The organism is Micromonospora sp. BL1, from assembly GCF_003667485.1.
GTDB lineage: Bacteria > Actinomycetota > Actinomycetes > Mycobacteriales > Micromonosporaceae > Micromonospora > Micromonospora tulbaghiae.
In genome coordinates this window covers 41,002-65,031 of the sequence record NZ_RCVK01000147.1, presented here as the reverse complement: position 1 = coordinate 65,031, position 24,030 = coordinate 41,002, and the positions used below count along the sequence as shown (strand labels likewise).

Sequence of the window (24,030 nt, the reverse complement as noted above, 5' to 3'; positions counted from 1 at the left end):
TCTTGAGCTGGGAGCGGCGCTATGGCCTCGTCCGTCGATCCGCGCTTTGGGGTAGCTCTGCGGGAGTTTCGGGAGCGGCGTGGCCTGTCGCTTCGGTCTCTCGGGCAACTCGCTCACCGGAGTAAGAGCCACCTGCACGAGTTGGAGGCAGCGCTCAAGGCTCCGACGGTCGACACAGCGCGCCACCTGGACCGGATTCTCGACGCCGGGGGAATGCTTGCTCGGCTGGTCGATGTGCCGATCGACCATGCGGCCGAGGCCGGCGAGTTGCGGGCGAGAGTCGCCGCCAGCGATGTCAGCAACGACATGCTCGAACGGATCGAGCAGGGCGTTGACGACCTCGCCAGTTCCTATCCGACGATGGCACCGGCGGATCTGTTGCCGTTGGTGCGGCGGCACCTCTCCTATGTGGTGCGGCTGCTCGACGGACGGGTAACGCTTGCTCAACAGCGTCGGCTGTTGGTTGCCGGCGGTTGGCTGGCCGTGCTGCGGGCCACGGTTCACATCGACCTGCGGCAGCGGAATGCTGCGGCTGCTCATCTGCGAGCTGCTCGTGACCTTGCTGAACACGCCGAGCATCCCGAGATCCAGGCATGGTGTCTGGAGACGCGAGCTTGGGACGTGTTGACACAAGGCGACTACCGTTCAGCACTCGATCTTTCCCAGCAAGCTCAACGGGTTGCACCTCAGGGCAGCTCTGCCAGGATTCAGGCGACTGCTCAGGAGGCCCGTGCATGGGCTCGCATCAGGGACGTTGCTGCCACCCGACGAACGCTGGACCGGGTAGAGCGATTAGCGGCGAATCTGCCCGTTCCCGAGCGAGCCGAGCATCACTATCGCTACGACCCTGCCAAAGCCGCCGCTTACACGGCCACGACTTTGGCGTGGGCCGGTGACCCGGGCGCCGAGCAGGTAGCTCGGGCCGTACTGGCCGATCTGGATCCGCACGGTGACGGTGGAGCGCGGCCACGCCGGTCGGCATCGGCGCGTCTCGACCTCGGACTTGCCCTTGTCGCCGCCGGTCAGCCGGACGAAGCGGTTGCGCTCGGGGCGCAGGCCGTGGCATCCGGGCGTGTGGTGCCGTCGAACTGGTGGCGGGCCGCGGAACTGTTGGCGAAGGTCGAGGATCTCGGAGCGCCCGAGGCCGCGATGTTCCGTGAACTGTGCGTCGAGTACGCCCCCGCCAGGCGATCAACAGCGGACAGCACACCTGGTTAGCGGACAGTCACCTTCTGGATCGTAGGCGCGCGCGGCGCGACGCTGGACCTCACTGAACCGGGCGCGGATCGAGGCACCTCAGCAGCTGCCTCTTCGTGCTCTCATCACGGAGGGCCAGAAGATGACGGTGCCTATCGGGCTCCTGCGGCGGCTCGTGGGCCGGTACCTCCCGTCGATTCCGACAGCGTACGGCGTTGGGCAGCGCATCCAGATGATGGAGCAGGACATCGCCCGGCGGCGGTTGCTGGACCAGGCGCGCGGCGGGCAACAGGCCCCGGCGAGCGCCGGGAACACATCGATGTCGCGAGAGCGGCGCGTCTCGTATGACGAGTACCTTTCCGCCACCGCGCTGACTCTCGCTCGAAGGCACCGGCCGGTGTGGTCGTGGCGGCTCTGGCGCCGTATCTGTCGCTGCGGAGCCGACCTGCCCTGCCGCGTCCGGCATCGGATACCGATCAATCGGGGCCACTGGCCGTCGGAGGGTGAGCAGTGACCAGTGAGCAGGAACAGGCGATCGTCGCGGTTCATGTACGAGGACTCGACGGCATGTGTGCCGGGTGCCGAGCGTGGTGGGCGCGGCTGACTCCGTACCCCTGCTGGCAGGTGGAATGGGCGACCAGCCGGCGGGCGCGGGCGGTCACCGCGCGGTTCCTGGAGGGTGCGCGGTGACCACCCACGGCCCGGTCATGCCGGTCTGGAGCTGCGGTGGCTGTGACCTGCCCTGGCCGTGCCCCACGCGCAAGCGGGAGCTGCGCGCGGAGTTCATGGATGCGCCGGTGTCGCTGGCTCTCTACCTTGGTGCCTACCTCGTCCAGGCCACCGAGGACCTGCCCTGGATGCCGGCCGGCGTTGCTGCACCGCCGCTTCCTCGGCTGGATCAGGGAAACCGGCCGCCTCGTGCCGGTAGTGCAGCAGCGAGGTGCAGCAACCGTGCCGGCCGAATCCGGTCGAGACGAGTCCCGCCAGGAGTGGTAGGTGTAGGCGAGGAGTCGAGCAGGCACGTGAGCCGTAGCTCGGACCGCTACCGGTTCCGGCGAAGCCCGCCGGAGCTACGGCTTGCGATCAGGCCCTGGCCCGGGGGCGTGGTCAGGCCGCCCTGGTTTCGGAAGTGGTTCCTGCGGTGTCACCGTGAACCCCGTCATGGCCAGCGAGAGCAGGCGGGTCGCGGTGGTGCCGGGGTCGGGGTCGTTCTCGGTTGCCAGGGCGATGCCGGTGACCAGCGTCGACAGGTCGGCGAAGGTGATGTCGGGCGCCAGCACTCCGGCCTCGGCGGCCCGGCGTACCAGTGGCTCACCCGCCTCGGCCAGTTGGTCGGACGCGCAGTAGACGCTCTCGGTGCGGCCGCGGTTCAGCGCCTCGGCCAGGCCCCGGATCGTCGCGGCGGCCCGCGTGATCTCGATCAGGAACTCGACGAGCGCGGCCCGGGGGTCCGGTTCGCCCGCCAGTTCGCCGGCGCGGGCGCAGAGGGCGTCGATGCGCTCCCGGAAGACGGCTTCGAGCAGGGCGTGGCGGGTCGGGAAGTGGCGGCGGACCGTGCCGGAGCCCACCCCGGCGGTCCGGGCGATCTGTTCCAGCGACGCGTCGGCCCCGTGCTCGGCCACCGCCTCTGCTGCCACCGCGAGCAGAAGTTCGTAGTTGCGGCGGGCGTCTGCTCGCATGTCTCACCTCGGCGTTGCTAAGCGGCGGGGTCCGCCGTATGTTAGCAAGCATAAACGGCGGCCCCCGCCGTTTCTTGGTCGAGGAGTGTGTCCATGTCAGATCGAGCACCAGTCCTGGTCACCGGCGCCACCGGCCGGCAGGGCGGGGCAACCGTCCGCGCCCTGCTCGCCGCCGGCGTACCGGTGCGCGCCCTGGTCCGTGACCCTGCGGCCACCAAGGCCGCCGCGGTCGCCGCCCTCGGCGCCGAGCTGGTCACCGGCGATCTCCGCGACCCCGCATCGCTGGTCCCGGCGGCTCGGGGCGCCCGCGCCGTCTTCTCCGTGCAGATGCCGGAGCTGCGCGGCGACACCTGGGACTTCGAGAGCGAACTCGCCCAGGGCGTCAACCTGATCGAGGCCGCACTGACCACGGAGGTCCCGCAGTTCGTGCACACCTCGGTGTCCGGCGCCGGGCAACACGAGGACGCCCCCGGCTGGACCGACGGGCGCTGGGCCGCAATGGAGCGCGTCTTCCTGCCCAAGGCCGGCATGCAGGAACGCGTCCGGGCCGCCGGCTTCGACCGGTGGACGCTGATCAAGCCGGGCTTCTTCATGGAGAACTTCCTGCCCGACCTGGCCTACCTGCTGCCGCGGGGCATCGCGGGCGGGCTCGCGACGGTCCTCCGGCCGCAGACCCACCTGTCGCTGATCGCCGTCGACGACATCGGCCGAGCGGCCGCGGCGGCCGTCGCCGACCCGGACCGCTTCCACCGCGTCGAACTCGAACTGGCCGGCGACCACCTGCCGATGACGGAAATCGCGAAGATCATCGGTGAGTCGCTCGGCATCGACGGCACCGCTCCCGACATGACCGAGGCGGAAGCGCTCGCCGCCGGCATGCCGCCGTGGGCCACCACCTCCCACGAGTTCCTGAACGTCGCCGGGCAGCCGGCCCGGCCGGAGTTCGCGCGCGCCCTCGGCATCCCCCTGACTTCGTTCGCCGAGTGGGCCGACCGCCACCTGCGCCCTCTCCGCCAGGGCTGACGCCAAGGCGCTACCGCTGGGCCGGTCTGCTGCAGTGCCAGCCCGGATCGCTCGGAGGGTGCCCGCGCGACGCGGGCACCCTCCGAGGGCCGGCGGTGCCGGATTCCCGGCTCGCTCTCAGCTCGTGGGGCCGGACGCCGCCCCGCCGAGGGTCACCTTGAGGATCTTCTCGTTGCTGTTGTTCGGGGTGCTGTCCTTGTCCCCGCCGGTGCTCGTGGTCAGCCACAGGTTGCCGTCGAGGGTCGGTTCGACGGTGCGCAGCCGGAAGTACGTCCCGACGAAGTACTGCTGGACGTTGGTGAGCGTGTTGCCGCTGATCTCCGCACGGTACATCCGGTTGCCGCGCAGGCAGGCGATGTAGAGCACGTCCCGGATGATCGCGATGCCGCTGCACGAGGCCTCGGCCACCGGGTACGTCCGGATCGGGGCCCTGAAGTTCGGGTTGGCGCAGTCGCCGGAGGTGCCCTCGCAGGCGGGCCAGCCGTAGTTGCCGCCCTTGACGATGATGTTGGTCTCGTCCATGACGTTGTTGCCGAACTCCTGCTCGAAGAGCCGGCCCTGGGAGTCGAAGGCGAGTCCCTGCGGGTTGCGGTGGCCGTAGCTCCACACGTAGTTGCCGAAGGGGTTGTCCGCCGGCACGGTGCCGTCGGGGTTGAGCCGCAGCACCTTGCCGCCCAGGTTGCCGGTGTCCTGGGCCACGTCCGGGTCCTGTCCGTCGCCGGTGGCGGCATAGAGCTTGCCGTCGGGGCCGAAACGCAGCCGGCCGCCGTTGTGGTACTTGTTGCGCGGGATTCCCGTGACGAGCACCTGCTCGGTGCCGGTTTGCAGCGTGCCGTCGTAGCGGATGCGCACGATCCGGTTGTCGGTCGTGGTGGTGTGGTAGATGTACAGCCAGCGGTCGGTGGTGAAGGTGGCCGAGACGGCCAGCCCGAGCACGCCGCCCTCGCCGCTGGTGCCGGCCACGTTCGGCACGGTGCCGATGCTGCGCTTGTCGGTGCCGTCCGGGTTCATGGCGACGATGTCGAACAGGTCGCGCCGGCCGTAGAGGACCGTGCTGTCGGGCAGTTGCACCAGGCCCCAGGGCAGGTCCTTCTCGGTGGTGACCGCCGTGGCGCCGCAGATCGGGCTCGTGCAGCCCGCGCCGGTGTGCGCGGTGACCGCGGCGCTCGCCCCCGAGACGTTGCCCTGGGCGTCCCGGGCGGTCACGGTGTACCGGTAGTCGGTGTCGGGCGTCAGCCCGGTGTCGGTGAACGTGGTCGCCGGCGGGTTGCCGGCGGTGCCGGTGGTGGAGCCGACCGCCGTACCGTTGCGCAGGATGGTGTAGCCGGTGACCGCGACGTTGTCGGTGGAGGCCGACCAGGTGAGGGTCACGTCCGTGCCGTTCACAGTCGCGGCCAGGTTGGTCGGCGTGCTGGGTGGAGACGTGTCCTGCTGGCAGAACGGCGGGGTGACCGAGAGCGTGGAGCTGGCCTGCGAGACGTTGCCGGCGGCGTCGCGGGCGTTGACGTACCAGCCCCAGGTGACACCCTGCACGACGCTGAGCGTTGCGGTCCGCGTCCGGCCCGGGACCGAGGTGACGAGCTGGCCGTCGTGGTAGATGTCGTAGAAGGCGACGCCGACGTTGTCCCAGGAGGCGTACCAGGAGAGCGTGACGGACTGGCAGGTCAGCCGGGTGCTGCGCAGGCCGGTCGGCCGGGTGGGCGGGCTGGTGTCGGCGGCGAGCCGGGCCGTCGTCCGGCTCCCGGTCGCCGGCGCGGCCGTCGCGGCGTTGGCGGGTACGCCGGTCAGGATGGTGCCGGCGCAGATCAGCAGGGCGAGCGGTACGCGGTGTCGGAACTGGCGAGGATTGATCCGCACGGATGCTTTCCTTCCCGGGTTCTTGGTCAGTACGGGTAGCCGGGGACGTCGAGCCGCACGCTGTACAGGCCCGAGTCGTTCGTCCGGCCGGAGGTGATGTAGAGGGTCCGGCGGTCGGGTCCGCCGAACGCCACGTTGGTGGTGCCGGTGCCGCCGGAGCGGATCGTGCCGAGCTGCGCGCCGGCGGGCGAGTAGACGTGGATCAGCCCGTCCGAGCCGGAGGCCCAGTACACGTTGCCGGCGCAGTCGACGGTGACCCCGTCGGGACCGCCGATGTAGTTCACGAAGACGCTGCGGGCGCCGGTGCTGCCGTCGGGCTGGACGACGTACTTGTAGATCTTGTTCTCGGAGTAGGCGCCCACGTAGAGCGTGCTGCCGTCCGGGGAGAGCGCGATGCCGTTGGGTTGCCGCAGCCGGTCGTCCACCAGCGACACCTGGCCGCCGGAGACGCGGAAGACACCGGTACGTCCGCTCATCTGGTCGGGTCGGCTGCCGCGCTGGAAGCTGGGGTCGGTGAAGTAGACGACGCCGTCGGACCGGACCGTGACGTCGTTGGGTGAGTTGAACGCCCGGCCCTGGTAGTCGGCGGCGACGACGCTGCGGGCCTGGTCGCTCAGCCGGTATGCGGAGACGTTCCGCTGGTCGTGGGTGGCGGCGACGACCTGCTGGGCGTCGGGGCTGAGCGCCAGGCCGTTGCTTCCGGCATCGGCGACGAAGGTGTCGAAGGTCGCGGGCGGGGTGAACCGGCGGATCGTGGAGGGCTGCACGTTGACCGGCCCGGTGCCCGCGGCCATGTCGGACATCAGCAGGTAGCCGCCGTCGGCGATCCAGACCGGTCCTTCGAGGAACGAGAACCCGCTCCGCATCTTCGTCGCGGACACGGAACCGGCCGGCAGGGGCGGGCCGTACCCGGTGCCGCCCGGGCAGACCCCGGGGGGCGCGCCGGGTGGGCCGGTGAACGGGTTGGTGTGAACGTTCACATCAGAGGCGTCCCGAGGTGCCGGGGTGCGAGTGCGGCACCGACGGGGCCCGGTGCGGTGGTGAGCGCCAGGCACAGGCCGGTGAGTGCGGCGATGGTTGGACGCCAGGTCATCGGGTACTCCCGTCGGAGTCGGTGAATGCTTGGATGGGTCGGCCTCGACCCCACCATCACCTACTATTGATCAGTATCGATTCATATGGAACGCAGCTTAGGTGAGGAAGCGGCGCCCCGCATCAGTTGTCCACGATCACCTTCGGCGCATGTCCCGACAGGCACCCGATGACCTGGCCGGTTGAGCGCTGACACTCCGTACACCTTCGTGGTGACCGCCCGCGAGGCGGCGGGCGACGGGTCGGCGGCCCCACCCGGGTCCTTGACTTCCCGTATCCGCACCGCTTCCACGCCGATGGATTCCGCCGGCATCGGCGAAGGCCGCCTTGCTCCTACCCGAGCCTGCTGTCCGTGCGGGCGGCGGCGAGAGCGGCTGCCATCCGGGTCAGGCGTGCGCCCTGGAAGCAGGCCGTCTCGAGGACAGCTCTGGCGTACTCGGGATCCCGGCCGGCGCGGCTCTCCACCTGGCTGACGCCGTACGGGTTTCCGCCGGCGACGTGAGCGGTGTCGTAGTTCAGGTAGCCCGTGGGCAGGATGATCGACCCCCAGTGGTGGAAGGTCTGGTAGAGGCTGAGCAGGGTCGCCTCCTGGCCGCCGTGTTCCTCGTAGGTGGCGGTGAAGCCGGTCGCCGGCTTGTCGGCCAGTTCCTCCGCCTGCCACGGGGCGGTCGTGGTGTCGAGAAACTGGCGCAACTGGGAGCAGATGTTCCCGAAACGGGTCGGCGTGCCGAAGGCGTACCCGTTGGCCCACCGGAGGTCGTCCAGGGTGGCGACCGGGATGTCGGCAGTGGCGTCGAGGTGGGCTCGCCACTGCGGCTTGGCATCGATGACGTGCTCCGGCGCCAACTCTGCCACCCGGCGCAGGCGGACCTCAGCGCCGGCGTCCGCGGCGCCGTCGACAAATGCCTGCGCGAGCCGGTGCACGGTCCCGGTGGCGGAGTAGTAGATGACGGCGATCCTGGCATCGGTCTGCATGGTGTCTCCTGGGTCGGCTCGGTTCTCGGTCAACCGTGCCGAGCAGGCTTACCGTTCGCTGACCATCTCCTTACCGACGCCGCTGAACGGCTGTCCGTCCAGGTCGAGCTGTGCGCCGCGGCTCATCTCGGCAGTGAGTTCGTCGCTGCCGAGCGCCTCCCGGAGGCGGACCGTGATGCGCTGGACGTCATGTTGTTCCCCGGGAGGCAGCGGCGCTCCGGCGGCCTCGCGCAGCGTCCGCGCCGCGGCGAGCAGCCGCGCGGCGGGGCGACTGTCACCGCCGAGGCTGATGGCACCGGCCAGGCCCTCGAGAGCCAGGGCGACCGCCCGTTGATCCCCGGTGGCGCGCGCCGCTTCGAGCGACTCACGGTGGCGGCGCTCGGCGAGGACAGCATCACCGCGGTGCTCCGCGATGAACCCCAACTCGGCCAGCGCGAGCGCGCAGCCCGGCAGGAAGCCGGCGCGGCGGTTCCAGTCGAGCAGCTCCCGCTGCTGGGTCTCGGCGGCGTCGAGGTCGCCCCGCCGTCGCGCGATCATTGCCAGGCCCGTGCCGGCGAAGGCGACGGCGGAGGGGCTCGACTGTTCCCGGGCCACCTGTAGCGCGCGGTCGTGACTGACGGCGGCCTCGTCGAGGTCGCCTCTCAAGATGGCCAGCCGGCCGATGCATGCCAGCTGCCGGGACACCGACGTCCACAGCCGCAGGTGTTCGGCGATGCGCAGCGCCTCCCGGTAGCGGGTGGCGGCGCGGTCGTAGTCGCCGTGGATCTCGGCCAGGGTTCCCAGCAGGCTCGTCGGATGCACTTGGCCCCAGCGGTCACCCAGTTGCTCGAACAGCGCCCGGCTGGTCTCGCAGTCACGCTGCGCCGCGGGCAGGTCGCTGCGGAGTACGAGCGCGAGGTCCGCTCGGATGGCGCAGGCGGCAGCGATGCCCCACCGGTCCCCGCCGGCGCGGAACGCCGCCAGCGCCGCGTCGACCAGGACGGCGGCCTCGCCCGGATCCCCGGAGCCGAGCATCATGGAGGCGAACAACCACTGCGCGAACGCCTTCTCCGGCCCCTCGGTGTCCTGGTAGCTCTCCAGGATCCGCTGCCGGGGAGCGGTCGGATCGCCGTCCCGGGTGGCGAGAGCGGCCAGCCACATCTCCGCATGTCGCCGCAGGCCGTCCGGCGCGACGTCGTCCTCACTCCTCGGGACGATGTCCAACGCCGTCCGCAGTGACCGGCTCACCTCTCCGAATCGACCCCGGAGCAGGCGGTACCAGGACAACGAGGTGGCGAGCGCCAAGCCCACGCGGGCCTGACCGTCGGTGGCGGCGACGTCGAGTGCCGCCCGGAGGTTGGCGCTCTCGGCATCGAGCTCACGTAGCGCACGACTCTGATCGTGACCACGTAGCCGTCCGGCGGCCTGCTCGGCGAGACGGGCGAAACACGTGGCGTAACGGCGACGAGTCGCGGGCAGTTCGGCGGCGCTGCCGAGCTGTTCCAGACCGTAGGCAGCCACCGTCTCCGGCAGCCGAAAGCGTCGCGGACTCTCGCCGTGCCGCACCATGACCAGCGATCGGTCGATCAGGCGTGCCAGCACATCGAGGACCTCGTCCGATGCCACCTGCCCGCCCCCGCACACCTGCTCGGCGGCGGCCAGGGTGGCGCCGTCGGCGAAGACCGCGAGCCGGCGCAGCACCGCGCGTTCGGGAGGCGACAACAACTCCCAACTCCAGTCGATCACGGCGCGAAGCCCCTGCTGACGCGGCGGCGCGGTGCGCCGGCCGGATGACAGCAGCCGGAATCGATCGTCGAGCCGTGCCGCCAGCTCGCCCGGGTCGAGAACGGCCAGACGGGAAGCGGCCAGTTCCAGCGCCAGCGGTACGCCGTCGAGACGCCGGCAGATGACGGCGACCGCGTCCGCGTTCCGCTGATCGACGGTGAACCCCGGCTCGGTGGCGCGGGCGCGGGCCACGAAGAGCCGAACCGCCGGAGCCTCGGCGATCTGCCGCGCGCCGGCTCCGGGCTCCGGCAGGGTCAGCGGCGGCACCGGAAAGACGGCTTCGCCGGGGATCCCGAGCGGCTCGCGGCTCGTCGCCAGGATGCGCAGGTCGGCCACGGCGCCGAGAAGCTTCTCGGTCAGTCGAGCGACCGGCGCCACCACGTGTTCGCAGTTGTCGAGCAGCAACAGCATCCGCCGACCTCGCAGCGCGGCGACCAACCGGTCCATCGGCTCGCGCGGTGGTCGATTACCGGGCAGGCCGGGCGGGCTGTCGTCCCGGATCTCGAGCGTCGCCGCCACCGTGTCGACGATCTCGGTGCAGGTCGCGTGGTCGCCGCAGTACGGCTGGCCGGCCAGCTCGACGAGCCACACGCCAGCGGGGAACGTGTCACCCAGCGCACGAGCGGCCTCGATCGCCAACCTGCTCTTTCCCACCCCACCCAGACCGGTCAGGGTCACCAGCCGCTCGTTCGTCAGCCGCTCCCGCACCGCCTCGACGGCCGCGTCGCGCCCGATCAGCCCGCCGTACGGACCAGGCGACAGAGGCGCCGGAAGATTGGTCCGGGCCGGAGTCGACGCCGGTGCCGGCGGCTGGAGAGCGGGATCCTGGCGCAGGATCGCCCCGTGCAGCTCGACCAACTCCCTGCCGGGATCGATGCCGAGTTCGTCGCGCGCCTGCCGACGGAACTGCTCGTAGGCGAACAGCGCCTCATGCTGGCGTCCCGAGCCGTACAGGGCGCGCAGGTGCGCGGCCCGTAGTCGCTCACGCCACGGGTAGCGTGCGACCAGGTCGGTCAGTTCCCCGGCGAGCAGGTGGTGCTCACCGAGATCGAGCCGGGCCTCGGCCAGCTCCTCCAGCGCGGTCAGGCGCTGGTCGTTGAGCCGCTCGACCGCCTGGCGGACGAACCGCTCGTCGCTGAAGTCTGCGTACGGGGAACCGCGCCACAGCGACAGGGCCTCCGTCAGCGTCGCCGCCCGCACAGCCGGCTCCCGCTGCGCGCCCGAACGTACCAACAGAGCGGCGAAGCGACCGGCGTCGACCGATTCCGACGGCGTCCGCAGCCGGTAGCCGGCTTCACCGGACTCGACCAGCGCACGGCCACCCGCCTCGCCCGCCCCCAGTGCGCGGCGCAGCTGCGACACCTTGGTCTGGAGCGCCCCGAGCGCGTTGCCGGGTGCCTCGTCACCCCAGAGATCCTCGATCAGCCGGTCGGCGGTCACCGGGCGCCCCTCGTGAACCAGCAGGTCAGCCAGCAGACCACGCACCTTGAGGCCGGGCACGGCGACAGGTGTGCCGTCCGACGTCCACACCGCGACGTCGCCCAGCACTCCGAACCTCATCGCTTCACACTAGCCAGCCGGCTGTCCCGCCCCGCGAACGTCCGCCGACCGGCGGTCTGTTCACCGGGAAGCGGCGCGGGGTCACCGACGCGTACGTCAGCCGGCCGTCAGCCGGTGGTAAGGAGCCCCGGGCACGCTGAACCGAGCCGACACCGGAGGAACGACATGGATCAGCTACAGCGGCGCCGAGCCGCTTCCCGCCACAGGCCGCTCGCACCAGGGCGGGTGGCCACACCCTGGCTCGCCCTGCTGGCCGGTCCGCTGTCGTTCGGGATTGCCGCACCGGCACTGCTGCTCGACGACCTGGCGCGCGCAACGGGTAGCGGGGAACAGGCCGCGACCGCCGGTGTGACCGCCTTCGGCTGGGGGATCGCGTTGGGGACGCCGCTGCTGGCGGCGCTGCTCGCCCGTCGCGGCGTACGAGCGGTCCTGACCGTCGCGTCCGCGCTGGTGGCCGCGGGGACGCTCATCCTCGTGCTGATCCCGAGCGTGCCGGCGATGGTGGCCGGTGCGGCGGTGCAGGGACTCGGGTCCGCCGGCCTCACCGTGACCGCGATGAAACTGGCCGACTCGGCCCGGCAGATGGGCGTGGTCGCCGCGTCGCTGGCGGTCGTCGGGGCCACCGGTCCGCTGACCGGCGCACTGATCGCCGACCTCTCCTCGTGGCAGGCGGCACTGGCGTTGCCGCTGCTGGCGGTGCTCGCCGTGCCCGCGGCTCGCCGCGGCACCACCTCACCGGACGCGGTCCCGGCGCCGTTCGATTTCTTCGGGATGACCATCCTGGCGATGCTGGTCACCGCAGCCGTCCTCATTCCGCACCGGCCGCTGGTGGCCGGCCCGGCCACCGTTGTACTGCTGCCTCTGCTGGCGTTCTGGACCAAGGTCCGTCCGGACGGCTTCCTGCCTGCTGCGGTGGCACGGAACGGCCGGTTCCTCGCGGCGTGCGCGCTGGCCTTCGCGCTGGGAGTGGGGAACTTCGCCCTGCTCTACGCCGCGCCGGACCTGCTGCGACAGCACGCGGGATGGGCAGGCACCATGAGCGGGATCGTGCTGCTGGCGCCCTACCTGATCGGCGGAGTCTGCTCCGGGTTCCTGGTCGCGGCATCGGTGCGAGTGTCACGCCGCGTCGCGGCCGCCACGTTGCTCGTCACCGGCGCCGCCGCGCTGCTGCTGGCGGCGGTCACCACCGCCGTACCGCTGCTGCTCGCGGCGATGACGCTCGGCTCCCTGGCCGCCGCGACCGGCCAAGGCGTACTCGCCCTGCACGCGGCCGGCGTCGTATCCGCCTCCCACCGGGCCGAAGCACTCGGCCTGTTCAACCTCGCCTACCTGCTCAGCGTCGCGATCGGGCCAGTGGTTGCCGTGACGCTCTCGCACCCAACCGCTTGAGGACCCCGACGCTGGCGGTCCGCCACGGCGACGGCGCCTTCGCGGACACCTTCACTCTCACACCGACAGGCTCCACCTATCGCTACGAAGCCGACCGTTGACCAGCCGCACACCAGGTGGAGTTCCTGGATCATCGCAGCGCGTTGAAGAAGGCGCGCAGGTCGGCAGCGAGCAGGTCGGGTTCTTCCTGGGCGAGGAAGTGGCCGCCCACGGTGGGCTCGCGCCAGTGGGTGAGGTTGGCGTAGGTGCGTTCGGCGAACGATCGGGGCAGGCCGGCGTCCTCCACGCTGACCGTGATGCCGGCGGGCACGGCGACCATCGGCAGATGTGGGGCCAGGTGGTCGTCGCGGTAGGGCCGGAAGGACGTGGCGATGCAGTTGGTGACCCAGTACAGCATCACGGTGGTCAGCAGCTCGTCGAAGCCGAACCGGCGGGAGATGTCGCCGCCGCAGTCGCTCCAGCGCTGGTACTTCTCGACGATCCACGCGGCCAGGCCGGACGGCGAGTCGCTCAGGGCGGCCGCAAGGGTGTCGGGCCGTGTCTCCTGGAGGAATCCGTAGCCCCAGTCGTCTTGGGCCTTCGCGTCGAGCTTGGCGACGAACGCCTCCTCGGCCGGGCTGAGGTCGTCCCTGCGGTCCGCCGGCGGGAACTTGATGTGCTGCGAGAAGACCCCGATGACCCGATCTGCGTGGCGGGCGCCGAGCCACGTCGTCACGCCGGAACCGATGTCGCCACCGTAGGCGCCGAAGCGGTCGTAGCCCAGGCGGGTCATCAGCTCGGCCCACACGTCCGCGACGGCCGCCTCGGTCGTCGGGCCCTCGGCGAGTGGTCCGGAGAAGACGAAGCCGGGCAGGCTCGGTATGACGAGGTCGAAGTCTGCGAGCCGGGACACCAGGGGCAGCATCTCCGTGTAGGTGCCGGGCCAGCCATGGGTCAGGATCAGCGCCGTGGCGTCGGGCGATGCCGAGCGGACATGAACGAAGTGGACCGGCGCGCCCCGGACCGTGATGACGAACTGCGGGTACCGATTGAGGGCACGCTCGACCGCACGCCAGTCGAATCCGTCGAGCCAGTACCGCACCAGATCTGCCAGGTACCCAGGGTCGGTGCCGGCGGCCCACGGCTCTCCCGGGGCGGCCGGCGCGAACCTCGTCCGCGAAAGCCGAGCGCGCAGGTCGTCCAGGACGGCTTCGGGCACATCGATGCGGAAGGGCGTCACCCGATCATGGTCCCATCGCCAGGAGTCACTGGGCAGCCGCCCGAACGGGCAGGCTGCCGCCGCGGTGTGACCGCACTCGGTCGGCAGCCACGATCCGGGAGACTCGATCAACGCCTCCGGAGGAGCGTGATTCAGGCCGGAACCGCTGCCAGGTGGCACTATCGTGACCCTCAGGTCCGGCAGGCCGCGCCGTGCGAACCGGTCCTCCAGGGAGGGAAGTTCACGTGCCTCAGACGTACATCCGGGCTCGGAGGTCTTGATGCCCGCGGCGTTCCTGGGCCACGGCAAACCCATGAACGCCCTCGAGGTCAACCGGTACACCTCGGCGTGGAGAGCCTTCGGCGCCGCGGTGCCGCGTCCCCGCGCGATCCTGGTGGTCAGCGCCCACTGGTACATCAACGCCACGGCCGTCACCGCGATGCCCCGGCCGAGGACCATTCACGACTTCTACGGGTTCCCCCAGGAGCTGTTCGAGGTGCAGTACCCGGCGCCGGGACTACCCGAACTGGCTGAGGAGGTCAGTGACGTCGTCCATCCGACCTGGGTCGGGGCGGACGTCGACAGCTGGGGCATCGACCACGGCACCTGGTCGGTGCTGCTGCACGCCTTTCCGGACGCGTCGATCCCCGTCGTCCAGCTCAGCATCAACGCCGACAAGCCGATGGACTACCACCTTCAACTCGGCGCCCGGCTCGCTCCGCTGCGCCGGCGCGGTGTGCTGATCGTGACGAGCGGCAACGTGGTGCACAACCTGCGCGGCATGGACTGGGCGCTGGCCGACGACGGCTTCGACTGGGCGCGGCGCTTCGACGAGGACGCCAAGGCCCGGATGTTGACCGACCCGGGCGAGTACGCGACCCTCGACGCTCACGGGGACTTCCGCCGTGCGGTACCGACACCGGATCACTTCATCCCCGCGTTGTACCTCGCCGGTCTGGCCGCCGCCATGGACACCCCCGACACCGAGGTCCTCGTCGACGGCTACGCCTACGGCTCGCTGTCCATGACGGCCTACACCCTGGGCATGTCCTGTCCACCGGCTGCCGGCCGCGGCGGCTCCCCGCAGCCACCGCCCGGTCTGCCGCCGGACGGCTCCAACATCTGAGCAAGCGCCGGCTGGTCGAATGGTCTCATGGATCAAGGTGCAGTCGCGGTGGGTCCGGCGCTCGCCGCCGTACTCGTGGTTCTGGTGCTCGTCGCCGTGGCGACGGTGCGGGCCGGCCGGCTCGGCCACGCCCGTGGCATCGCCACGGCGGCGCTGCGCGCGGTCGTGCAGTTGTGCGCCGTGGCGCTGCTCATCACTGCCGTCCTGCGGTCGTGGTGGGCCAGCGCCGGGTTCATCGCGCTGATGATCCTGGTCGCGGCGGCGACCTCCGCGCGCCGGGTCAGCTCGCTTCGCCTCGGCTGGCCGGTGCTGGCGCCGATCGCGGCCGGCGCGCTCCCGGCCTGCGCCCTCGTCGTGGCCTCCGGCACGGTGCCGCTGACCGAGGTCGCTGTCGTTCCGATCGCCGGGATCCTCATCGGCGGGGCGATGACGGCTACCTCGCTGGCGGGCCGCCGCGCACTGGACGAGCTCCGCGACCGCCATGGCGAGTACGAGGCGGCCCTGGCGCTGGGCCTCGTGCCGCGGGATGCGGCGCTGGAGATCTGCCGGCCCAGCGCGGGGCAGGCGCTGGTGCCCGCGCTGGACCAGACACGCACCGTCGGCCTGGTCACGCTCCCCGGCGCCTTCGTCGGCGTGCTGCTCGGCGGCGGCACACCCGTCCAGGCCGGGGCGGCCCAACTACTGGTCCTGGTCGCGCTCCTGGCCGTCGAGGCGATCGCCGTCGCGGTGACCGTCGAGCTGGTCGCCAACGGACTGCTTCGCCGACCGAGCCCGGCCGTCTAGCTCCCGCTTCGACGTCTGATCGCCTGGCGGGAAAGAACCCGAAGGCGGGATGAGCCGCTACGCGAGAGGTGGGAGCGGGACCCGACGGCCGACGCGGACCTCCGCACCGGGATCAACCGGTGACGGGCTCCGGGTCGGTTGCACCGCCGGCAGGCTCCGGCCCGCCGACCGGCGGGTTGAGGTCGGGGCCGGCCTGCAACTGGACGAGCGAGGTGGGTGTGACGACCTCCCACGGATCACCGACGGCCACCTCCTCGCCCGGCCGGTCGAGAGCGTCGGCGATCAGCTCCTCGATCGGCGGGTACGGATTGCCGCCGTCCCGCCACGGCCGTGGCGACAGGGTGGGCACCTGGGAGGAGGCGAGATACCCGCCGACGGCGTACTCGTAGCCGGGGCGTACCGGCACGATGACCCGGGCCGCGCCGGCCTGCAGGAACGCCTGGTGCAACGCGTCGCTGCTGGTGCGGCTGCGTACGGTGACCCAGCGGTCCCGGCCCGCCCACTGGTAGGGGTAACACAGGTAGGTCAGGTTCTCCCACTCGAAGACCTCCTCGAAGAACTGGATGTGGTCGGCTTCGGCGGTGATCTGCATCCGGTCGATGCGGGGAGCCTCGTCGTCGGGCGTGTCCAGGGCCCCGTACAGGTCGAACTCCTGCCCGGTGAGCACGGTCTGGCAGGCCCGCTTGAGTTCCAGCATCTCCAGCTGCCGGAGGCCGGCCGCCGGCCCGCTCGCCTGGTAGGCGGTGCGTGCCTGCCGGCGTGCCTGGTCGTTGTCGTAGGCGGAGCGCTGGGCCAGGTATCCGGCTCGGATCGTCTCCCAGGCCCGCAGCCGCCACGCCGCGAACGCGCCGTCGGTCCGGGCGCACCGCACCCGCACCACGACGGTGAGCCCGCCCCGCTGGTCGGTGCTGATGCCGATCGGGACCGGACCGGGGACCGGTGAGTCGAAGTCGATCTTCGCATTGCCGACGCTCTCGTTGAGGGTGACCCGGTGCTCTCCGACCGCGACCTGCGCGGCCTGCGGCGGGCTGCCGACGTCGGTGGGGTATTCGCCCTCGGACAGGCCCCAGGTGGTCCAGACGTACGCCCTGCTCGCCTCGTAGCCGGCCGGTACCGCGACCTCGCCGGTGTAGGAGGCGTACCCCCATTCGGGCTGGGACTTGTCAGTGGAGTTCTTGGGATGGTCGAACGGCCGGGCGGCCGGGTCGACGAAGGTGGCGGTGGCGAAGACCTCCGGGTCCGGGGGCGGCTCGACGCCGAAGACGTCCCAGCGGGCGGCCTTGGCGGCCCAGTTGTCGTCGTCCAGGTCGTCGACGTCGAGGAACCAGGCGGGCGGTTTGGGGACGGCACCCGCGCTGGTGTCCTCGGACGTCCGGGTGCTCAGCCAGACCAGCGTGGCGGCGGGCTCGGGGACGACGAACTCCAGCATCAGCCGCTCGCCGTAGTTGTAGACCTGCGCCTGGTCGACCTTGTCCAGCCAGCGGTAGACGCCGCTGATGTTCGCGGCGCCGGCGGCGTTGTCGAAGGAGTGGGTGTTGGTCTCGGTGACCCGGACGCTGCTCGTGGTGGTGCGGCGTTGACCGGTCTCGGTACGCAGGAGCTGCGTGGCGCTCTCGGTGATCGTCTTGGCGTACGACACCGCGGAGCTGCTGCTCGTCTCGGTCGAGGTGGACTGGTCGGCGTTGATCTCGATTCCGGCCTGGACCGGCCCGAGGCCGCTGGACACGCTGACGCCCAGCGAGGTGGAGTTCTGCTGCGACGCCGCCGTCGCCAACGCCCGGTCCAGGCTGTTCTGCTCGGTGGACGCGAGGTCCTCGGTGGACGCGTCGATCGTCTTACTGATCGTGGTCACGGTTTCGCTGGTGCGGGTGTCGGCCACGTGGGACCGGCCGCGCGTCTCGCTGGCGAGCACGTTCTCGACGTACGAGATCTCGCCGGGCTGGTAGCGCAGCAGCGCGGTACGGATGACCATGAGGTCGCCCCGGCCGGCGATGCGGGTGTACGCGTCCAGCACCGGCACCTTCGGCTGCCCCGGATAGGGCAGCGGGTCGGCCGGGCCGGGGTGCGACGGGATCGGTTCGGCGTCGCCCGGGTCCAGTTTCGCGGTCGCCCGGCGCCGGGCGTCGTCCTGCTCGGCGGAGAACACCCGGGCGAGGCGGCTCAGCGTCGTGGTGTCCGGGACACCCAGGTCGGCCGCGGCCTGCGTGGTGGCCGCGATGGCCGGACCGAGATCGGGAAAGCCGCTGTTCCGCAGGTCCCGTACGGTCGCGTCGGTCAGGCCGATAGCGCCGGCCCGGGCGCGTAGCCGCCGCAGGGTCTGGCCGAGGTCGGCGAACCGGCCGGCCCGATCGGCGTCCGGGTCGGTCCGCGGGGGCGCCGGCGGGTCCGGAAGCAGCACGTCGCGTCCGCCGAGCAGGGCCCGGACCAGACACGCCGCGTCGGCGTCGGAGCGGGCGAGGCGCAGCAGCGTCATCCCGCGCAGCACGCGGACCAGCACGACGGCCGCCGGTGACCGGGGGATCCGCAGGAACCGGCCCAGCACCAGCACGTCCACCACCCAGCCGGTCAGCTCCGCCGCGGCCGTGGTGAGCTGTCCGGCGTCCAGGTCGTGCTCGGTGGCCCACCCGGCGACGCCGTCGCGCAGCCCACCGACGGTCAGCCGGGCGTCGACGGCCACCCGGAGCAACAGCCACAGCGTCTGCCTGCCGAGCTCGTCGAGGCGGTCGTCCCGCGCCGCCAGCCGTTTGGCCAGCAGCCGCCGCGCCCGGTCGTCGTCCCCCTCGGTGACGACCTCCCGGACCGGATCCGACCAGGCGTCCCGGAAGTCGACGACCGCGTCGATCAGTTTCGGCCCGGTGGTGCAGGCGTCGGGGGCGGCGTCGCCCTCCCGGCGCAACTGGACGAACCGCAGGCCCACGTGGGTGGTGACAGGGGTGGTCATGGTTCCCCTCCGGTCTCCCGACTCGCTTGTGGTCAGATCTTCGGCAGGTGCAGGGCCGCGGGCATGCCGTACGCGGCGAGGTGTGTGTTGAGCCGGTCCACGAGCTGGTTCCATTCGGCCCGCACGTGTGTGTTCTGGCCGGCCGTCGTCTTCACGGCCTTCTGCCACTCGTCCTCGTGCAGTGCGCCGACCAGTTCCGCGAGGGTGAACTGGTCGAACGCCACGATCGGTTCGTCGGCGCGCGGCGTGTCGGTGAGCGGGAACGCCCGCAGCGTCCCGCCGCCCGTCAGGGGGGAGTCGGCCGCACGGGCGGCGTCGTCGTACGCCGCCACGTCGCGGAGGGTGGGCACGGCCCGGTTGCCGTACCTGTCGACGCGCGTGACGCCGTCGAACATCCGACCGGCGTGCAGGTCGACCCGGGCGTGCTCCCAGGGGGAGAGGAGCTGGAGGTTGGCCGGTTCGGCGGCGCCGGTGAGCATCGACAGCCGGCTGGCCCAGACGGTCTCGTCCAGGTGGTTGCCCAGCCGATGCGCCCAGTCGTTCATGCGCTTGGTGAACCGCTGGACCAAGCCGTGCTCCCATTCGCGGGAGCGGGTCCGTACGTTCCAGGCGCCCGGCAGGCGGAGGGCCATCTCGAACAGCTCGTCCCGGGACCTCCGGTAGTACGGATCCCGGGCGTACCGTGTCTCGAGGTTCGTGGGGTCTCCGGTCCTGCCGGCGGTGTCGCTGCCGTGGTGGTTCCACAGCCGGTGCAGCGTGGCGTCGTCGGCCTCGATGAAGGCCTCGTCCTCCAGCCGGGCAGCCAACTCCCACCGCGCCTGCTCGGCGGTCCGGTCGTTGACCTTCTCCCGCACGAGCTTGAAGTGGTACACCGGCGAGTCGCCGGTCGTGATCATGTGGGCGATCTGCGGTTCGGACAGCAGCAGGTCGGGGTCGTAGTCCCAGGCGTGCAGCACGTCCTCGCTCTTCAGCCCCAACGTCCGGAACAGGGTGACACCGCGGGCGTCCAGCGGGATGTCGCGTCCCCACGCCCGGGAGGCCATCACCATCCCGATGGTGCGGTTGCCGCGGGCGGTGACGAGCTTTCCGTAAGCCGGATAGTGCAGGTCCGGCCCGGTCGGCGCGTTCATCGGGATGACGTTGAGCTCCTCGGGCAACGCGACGTGGTGCCCGATCTGGTAGCGGTACCTGCTGTAGGCGATGCCGCCGTCGTACGGTGTCGGGCCGAACCGGAAGTCGTGGAACGCCTGGACGAGCGCCTGGCGGTACAGGTCGGGGTCGGTGGTGCGCAGCATGGTCGCGGCGGCGGGACCGAGCAGCGAGTCGACGATGCCGTGGAACAGCGAGTCGACGGCGCCGCCGGCGAGGAACTCGCCGGTCGTCAGCCGTGGGTTGTCCCGCCGGGCCGCCTGGTAGAGATTCTGCAGGTACGCGGATTCCAGCGCGACACCGGAACGGTCGACGAGTTGCGCCGGATCGCGCAGGAACGCGGTCGGGACCGGCGTCACCGCCCTGGTCGCCGAGGTCTTCGCGGCCTGGGCGGTCAGCTTCTGCTGGGCCGTCAGCAACCCCTGCTGCTGCACCAGTCCCACCGGCCGGGTCACGGCGACACCCGCGGCAGTTCGTCGATCAGGGTGGCGGCCAGGTCGGCGTCGACCGGGGCGGCTGCCGCCGCCGCCCGCGCCAGTCGGGGGAGCGGCACGTCACCACGGGTCAGCACCCGCCGGCCGGCGGCCAGCAGCGAACCACCGACCCGGTCCACCACGGGCGGCACCAGTACGCCCCCCAGCGTCAGCGCCGCCGTCAGGCCGCTCATCGGCTCCCCGTCGAAATCCCTGCCGGTCAACACGTACGCGGCGACCGAACCGAGATCACGTAGGTCGTACATGGCTTGGACGGTGGGAACGGGGACGAACTGGCCCACCGTCGCCACCACGTGGACGATCTCCGCCAGAGTGGCCGGCCGGGCCGGCAGATCCCGCACCGGCACCACTTCGTCGGTGATCTCCAGGGGTACGTCGTCGAAGTGGGTGGCCACCCGCTCCCGGTAGCGGACGATGCCCTTGACGGTGCTCACCCCGGCGGCGCCGACCGAGTCGTCGAGGAACACCCGCACCCCGGCGGTGCGGATCACGGTCAGCTGCCACACCGGTCCGTCGGGCGTCGTGGTGGCCGGACCGCCGACCGGCTCGCCGTCGGAGTCCAGCAGATCCAGCCGGTAGGCGAAGCGGTCCTCGGCGCCGGCCGGGTCGACCCGGATGTGGATCGGCAGCGGCGCGCTGTCGGGTACCCCGCCCAGCCAGTCGATGTAGGTGTCGTACACGTCCTTGGCCAGCGTGAACGCGATGTCGTCGAGGACCGAGGCGGCGGCGACGAACCAGTCGGGCTGCCAGGACCAGGGCTGACCGCGAGACGGGCGGCCCTGGTCGGGGCGGATCAGCACCAGGTCGAGTCCGTCCGCCCGGACCTGCTGGACGGCCGTCGGCAGCAGCTCGCCGCCGACCCCCTCGACCGCCGCGTCCAGCGCGACGGTCCCGGCCACCAGGTCGGGTTCGGTGAGCGGGGCCGCCCGCAGCGGACCGCCGAGCGGTGGCAGCGTGTCCGGGTGCCGGTGGCGCTGGATCTCGAAGGCCAGGCTCTGGTCGCAGCGGGTGGGTCCGTCCCCGGGCAGGTACGCGGCTCGCAGCGCCCGCAGCCCGTCCGCGCCGAGCAGTGGCCGCGCCGAGAACGACACGCCCGGCGCCATGGCCAGGAGCAGCCGCATCGCGCTCCAGTGCACCAGCGGGGTGGCCTTCGGGTCCGCCTCCTCGATCTCGAAGGCGCGCGCGGGCGTGAACGCGTATCCCATCGGCAGCGGCGCGTACGAGATCGTCTCTCCGCCGACCACGACGCTCCGTTCGGCACCGGCGATCCGGTGCTCGACCCTCAGGTCGAAGACCAGCGGCTGGGCGGCGTCGACGTCGGTCACCATGACGGCGGACGCCTCCGGCCGCCGGTCCGCGTGCGCCGCGGTGGCGGCCTCGTAGCACCAGCCGGGCAGATAGCTCACGGTCAGCGAATCGGCGCCGTCGAAGCGGACGTGCAGGACGTTGCTCATCGCGTCGAGGCACACGAACACGGGGTCTGCCGGTGCACCGCCGTAGAGTTCCAGCCAGCGGCCCTCGCCCTCGACCGCGGTGTCGAGGGTCAGCCAGACGTCCTCCAGCACGGCGCGCAGTGGCCGGGCCGCCTCGTCGGCAGCCTCCAGAAGGGTCGGTGGACCCGGGGCCATGGTTGGCAGCGTATCCACGGCGTGTCACGCCGCAGTCACCTGTCAGTCACTCGCGTGCGGGAAAGCGGACAGCGCGGAATCGGACAGGCCGCTCGACCCGCGTCGGCGCGGCGACACCGCAGGAGACCAAGGAACCGGGGCCAATGGCCGTCGGAGGGTGAGCGGTGACCGGGGGCGGGAACAGGCGACCGTCGGACATCCGGTCAGCGGCGGATGAGGCCGAGGTCGGTGGCGGTGGCGACGGCGGCGGTGCGAGAGTCGACGCCGAGTTTGGCGTAGATGCGGGCCAGGTGGGACTTGACCGTGCCCTCGGTCAGGTGGAGGCGGGCGCCGATGGCCTGGTTGGACAGACCGTCAGCAACCAGCGCGATGACCTCGGTCTCGCGTCGGGTCAGGGCGGTGCCCGGCGTACGCAGGCGGTTCATCAGCCGGTCCGCGACGGCGGGCGCCAGCGTGGTGCGTCCGGCGGCGGCGGTGCGGACGGCGGCGGCCAGGTCCTCGGGTGGGGCGTCCTTGAGGAGGTAGCCGGTGGCGCCGGCCTCGATGGCGGGCAGGGTGTCGGCGTCGGAGTCGTAGGTGGTGACGATCAGGACGCGCGGCGCTCCCGGGCGGGCGGTGATCCGGGCGGTGGCTTCGGCGCCGCCCATGCCCTTGCCGAACTGCAGGTCCATCAGCACGACGTCGATGTCGCCTGCGGCGGCGCGGATGACGGCATCCTCGGCGGTGGCGGCTTCGGCCACGACCAGGAGGCCGGGTTCGGTTTCCAGCACGGCGCGCAGTCCGGCCCGTACGACGGGGTGGTCGTCGGCCAGGAGGAGGCGGATGGGGGCGTCGTCGGTCACGGGCGGCCCTCGGGCTCGGTCTCGGTGGGTTGGGTGAGGGGAAGCCGGGCGGTCAGGGCGGTGCCGTGACCGGGCGCGGACTCGACGGCCAGGGTGCCGCCGAGGGTGTCCATGCGGGCACGCATGGCCGCCAGGCCGAAGCCGCCGCTGTCGGCGTCGGGGGCGGACGTCCGTTCGGGGTCGAAGCCGCGCCCGTCGTCGACGACGTGCACGGCGACGTGGTCGCCGAGATTGCTGAGGGTGACCTCGGCGGTGGTGGCCCGGGCGTGCCGGACCGTGTTCGCGAGGGCGGACTGGGCGACACGCAGGAGAGCCACCTCCTGGGCGGTCGACAGCGGCACGGTATCGCCGACGAGGTGGAAGCGGGCGGTGAGGCGGTGGCGGGCGCTGGTGGTGGTGCACAGGCGCTCCAGTGCACCGGCCAGGGTGGTGCCCTCCAGGGCGGGCGGGGTGAGTGCGGCGACGAAGCGCCGGGCCTCGGCGAGGTTGTCCACGGCGACCTGGCGGGCCGCGTCGACGTGGCCGGCGGCGGCGTCGGTCCGGCCGGGCAGGGCGCGCTCGGCGGCGCGCAGCAGCAGTTGGATGCTGGACAGGCCTTGGGCGAGGGTGTCGTGGATCTCGCGGGCCAGACGCTCGCGTTCGGCGAGTACGCCGGCGGTGTGCTCGGCCCGGGCCAGGTCGGCCCGGGTGGCGGTGAGTTCCTCGATCAGTTGCCTGCGCTGCTCGCTCTCCCGGTACAGCGCCTGGTATCCCCACACCACCCCGACGGCGACGGCGGCGCCGAGCGCGGGACCGATCGCCACCGCCGGGGTGAAGGAGCCGGTGTGGGCGGCGAACCCGGCGACGGCAGCCGCGGCGGTGGCGATCACGGCGGCCAGGCCGGCGCGGCGCGGCAGCAGGTGGAGCTGGAGGAAGTACAGCGGAAAGGCCACCCAGATCGCGTCGGCGGACAGGCCCAGCAGCAACAGCCACACGGCGCCCACGGCCGCCAGCCACCACGCGGCGGTCCGCCGCGAACGGCGGATGCGGGGAAGGAACGGCCCGGCGGCGTACGTCAGGCCGAACGCCGCCGCAGCAGCGACGATCAGTCCGGCGTGGGGCCGGTCGACGGCCACCGCCCGGCCGGCGGCCAGGACGAGCAGGCCGGCGATCAGCAGGTGAAGGCACCAGGCCAGGGCCCGGATGGTCGGCGTCAGGACGGGGACAGCGGTGCTCACAGTGCGTCCCACGTTACCGAGGCAGGCGGCCCGGGGGCCTCTATCGAAAGTTAGAACCCGGGTGCCGTCTTCCGGCCCGCGAAGTGCCGTCCTACGCCAGACGCGCACACGGGCGT

At 71.8% G+C, this 24,030-nt stretch carries 17 protein-coding genes and 1 pseudogene; 7 read left to right on the top strand and 11 right to left on the bottom strand.

What is annotated here, in order from left to right:
- Window positions 1-21: 21 nt before the first annotated feature.
- The 3 genes and pseudogenes from EAD96_RS04370 to EAD96_RS31425 all read left to right on the top strand — a co-directional run bounded on the left by EAD96_RS04370 (window position 22) and on the right by EAD96_RS31425 (window position 2,193).
- Window positions 22-1,218 carry a helix-turn-helix transcriptional regulator gene (locus EAD96_RS04370; protein WP_121683367.1) on the top strand — a complete coding sequence of 399 codons (1,197 nt, stop codon included), beginning with the start codon at window positions 22-24 and terminating at the stop codon, window positions 1,216-1,218.
- A gap of 489 nt (window positions 1,219-1,707) precedes the next feature.
- Entirely contained in the window at window positions 1,708-1,887 is a 180-nt protein-coding gene (locus tag EAD96_RS31430) for a hypothetical protein (RefSeq protein WP_121683365.1), read from the top strand.
- Window positions 1,884-2,193 (top strand): annotated as a pseudogene (locus tag EAD96_RS31425) (hypothetical protein). The gene EAD96_RS31430 and the pseudogene EAD96_RS31425 overlap by 4 nt, the downstream one beginning before the upstream one ends.
- A 74-nt stretch (window positions 2,194-2,267) precedes the next feature.
- Here the strand turns inward: EAD96_RS31425 and EAD96_RS04350 are convergent.
- Window positions 2,268-2,876, bottom strand: coding sequence for a TetR/AcrR family transcriptional regulator (locus EAD96_RS04350; RefSeq protein ID WP_121683364.1), 609 nt, complete (start codon window positions 2,874-2,876; stop codon window positions 2,268-2,270).
- 93 nt (window positions 2,877-2,969) lie between these two features.
- Between EAD96_RS04350 and EAD96_RS04345 the strand changes: the two genes are divergently transcribed.
- The gene (locus tag EAD96_RS04345) at window positions 2,970-3,899 is read left to right on the top strand and encodes an NmrA family NAD(P)-binding protein (RefSeq protein WP_121683363.1); all 930 of its coding nucleotides are present in this window, start codon (window positions 2,970-2,972) and stop codon (window positions 3,897-3,899) included.
- 117 nt (window positions 3,900-4,016) lie between these two features.
- On the opposite strand, the gene EAD96_RS04340 is transcribed toward EAD96_RS04345, so the two are convergent.
- The 4 genes from EAD96_RS04340 to EAD96_RS04325 form a co-directional block, all read right to left on the bottom strand.
- A complete protein-coding gene (locus tag EAD96_RS04340; protein ID WP_121683362.1) occupies window positions 4,017-5,756 on the bottom strand; it encodes a PQQ-dependent sugar dehydrogenase in 1,740 nt (579 codons plus the stop codon).
- A gap of 26 nt (window positions 5,757-5,782) precedes the next feature.
- The gene (locus tag EAD96_RS04335) at window positions 5,783-6,736 is read right to left on the bottom strand and encodes an SMP-30/gluconolactonase/LRE family protein (protein ID WP_233585436.1); all 954 of its coding nucleotides are present in this window, start codon (window positions 6,734-6,736) and stop codon (window positions 5,783-5,785) included.
- 445 nt (window positions 6,737-7,181) lie between these two features.
- On the bottom strand, window positions 7,182-7,823 hold the full coding sequence (wrbA, locus tag EAD96_RS04330) for an NAD(P)H:quinone oxidoreductase (RefSeq protein ID WP_121683361.1): 642 nt from the start codon (window positions 7,821-7,823) through the stop codon (window positions 7,182-7,184).
- A 48-nt stretch (window positions 7,824-7,871) separates the two neighbouring features.
- Window positions 7,872-11,147 carry a BTAD domain-containing putative transcriptional regulator gene (locus EAD96_RS04325; protein ID WP_233585434.1) on the bottom strand — a complete coding sequence of 1,092 codons (3,276 nt, stop codon included), beginning with the start codon at window positions 11,145-11,147 and terminating at the stop codon, window positions 7,872-7,874.
- 225 nt (window positions 11,148-11,372) lie between these two features.
- Here EAD96_RS04325 and EAD96_RS04320 point away from each other — a divergent pair, with 225 nt between their 5' ends.
- On the top strand, window positions 11,373-12,536 hold the full coding sequence (locus EAD96_RS04320; RefSeq protein ID WP_233585433.1) for an MFS transporter: 1,164 nt from the start codon (window positions 11,373-11,375) through the stop codon (window positions 12,534-12,536).
- Between the two features lie 130 nt (window positions 12,537-12,666).
- Here the strand turns inward: EAD96_RS04320 and EAD96_RS04315 are convergent, their stop codons facing one another.
- The gene (locus EAD96_RS04315) at window positions 12,667-13,755 is read right to left on the bottom strand and encodes an epoxide hydrolase family protein (protein ID WP_121683358.1); all 1,089 of its coding nucleotides are present in this window, start codon (window positions 13,753-13,755) and stop codon (window positions 12,667-12,669) included.
- Between the two features lie 259 nt (window positions 13,756-14,014).
- Between EAD96_RS04315 and ygiD the strand changes: the two genes are divergently transcribed.
- A complete protein-coding gene (gene ygiD, locus EAD96_RS04310) occupies window positions 14,015-14,860 on the top strand; it encodes a 4,5-DOPA dioxygenase extradiol (protein WP_121683357.1) in 846 nt (281 codons plus the stop codon).
- 27 nt (window positions 14,861-14,887) lie between these two features.
- Window positions 14,888-15,643, top strand: coding sequence for an ABC transporter permease (locus EAD96_RS04305; RefSeq protein ID WP_162959124.1), 756 nt, complete (start codon window positions 14,888-14,890; stop codon window positions 15,641-15,643).
- 112 nt (window positions 15,644-15,755) lie between these two features.
- Here EAD96_RS04305 and EAD96_RS04300 read toward each other — a convergent pair whose 3' ends face one another.
- The 5 genes from EAD96_RS04300 to EAD96_RS04280 all read right to left on the bottom strand — a co-directional run bounded on the left by EAD96_RS04300 (window position 15,756) and on the right by EAD96_RS04280 (window position 23,914).
- Window positions 15,756-18,584 carry a hypothetical protein gene (locus tag EAD96_RS04300; RefSeq protein ID WP_147457830.1) on the bottom strand — a complete coding sequence of 943 codons (2,829 nt, stop codon included), beginning with the start codon at window positions 18,582-18,584 and terminating at the stop codon, window positions 15,756-15,758.
- A 32-nt stretch (window positions 18,585-18,616) separates the two neighbouring features.
- Entirely contained in the window at window positions 18,617-20,188 is a 1,572-nt protein-coding gene (locus EAD96_RS04295; protein WP_121683355.1) for a hypothetical protein, read from the bottom strand.
- Window positions 20,185-21,855: a hypothetical protein gene (locus tag EAD96_RS04290; protein WP_121683354.1), complete on the bottom strand. Its 1,671-nt coding sequence runs from the start codon at window positions 21,853-21,855 to the stop codon at window positions 20,185-20,187. The genes EAD96_RS04295 and EAD96_RS04290 overlap by 4 nt, the downstream gene beginning before the upstream one ends.
- Before the next feature lie 203 nt (window positions 21,856-22,058).
- The gene (locus EAD96_RS04285; RefSeq protein WP_121683353.1) at window positions 22,059-22,697 is read right to left on the bottom strand and encodes a response regulator transcription factor; all 639 of its coding nucleotides are present in this window, start codon (window positions 22,695-22,697) and stop codon (window positions 22,059-22,061) included.
- Window positions 22,694-23,914, bottom strand: a complete 1,221-nt coding sequence (locus EAD96_RS04280; protein WP_121683352.1) for a sensor histidine kinase — start codon at window positions 23,912-23,914, stop codon at window positions 22,694-22,696. Before EAD96_RS04280 ends, EAD96_RS04285 begins: the two co-directional genes overlap by 4 nt.
- Window positions 23,915-24,030: the final 116 nt, after the last annotated feature.

What these genes read in the sequence shown, in the direction of transcription:
- EAD96_RS04305 (WP_162959124.1), top strand. Translation starts at nt 14,888, where the DNA reads ATGGATCAAGGTGCAGTCGCGGTGGGTCCGGCGCTCGCCGCCGTACTC.
- EAD96_RS04325 (WP_233585434.1), bottom strand. Translation starts at nt 11,147, where the DNA reads ATGAGGTTCGGAGTGCTGGGCGACGTCGCGGTGTGGACGTCGGACGGC.
- EAD96_RS04350 (WP_121683364.1), bottom strand. Translation starts at nt 2,876, where the DNA reads ATGCGAGCAGACGCCCGCCGCAACTACGAACTTCTGCTCGCGGTGGCA.
- ygiD (WP_121683357.1), top strand. Translation starts at nt 14,015, where the DNA reads ATGCCCGCGGCGTTCCTGGGCCACGGCAAACCCATGAACGCCCTCGAG.
- EAD96_RS04345 (WP_121683363.1), top strand. Translation starts at nt 2,970, where the DNA reads ATGTCAGATCGAGCACCAGTCCTGGTCACCGGCGCCACCGGCCGGCAG.
- wrbA (WP_121683361.1), bottom strand. Translation starts at nt 7,823, where the DNA reads ATGCAGACCGATGCCAGGATCGCCGTCATCTACTACTCCGCCACCGGG.
- EAD96_RS04370 (WP_121683367.1), top strand. Translation starts at nt 22, where the DNA reads ATGGCCTCGTCCGTCGATCCGCGCTTTGGGGTAGCTCTGCGGGAGTTT.
- EAD96_RS04290 (WP_121683354.1), bottom strand. Translation starts at nt 21,855, where the DNA reads ATGGCCCCGGGTCCACCGACCCTTCTGGAGGCTGCCGACGAGGCGGCC.
- EAD96_RS04300 (WP_147457830.1), bottom strand. Translation starts at nt 18,584, where the DNA reads ATGACCACCCCTGTCACCACCCACGTGGGCCTGCGGTTCGTCCAGTTG.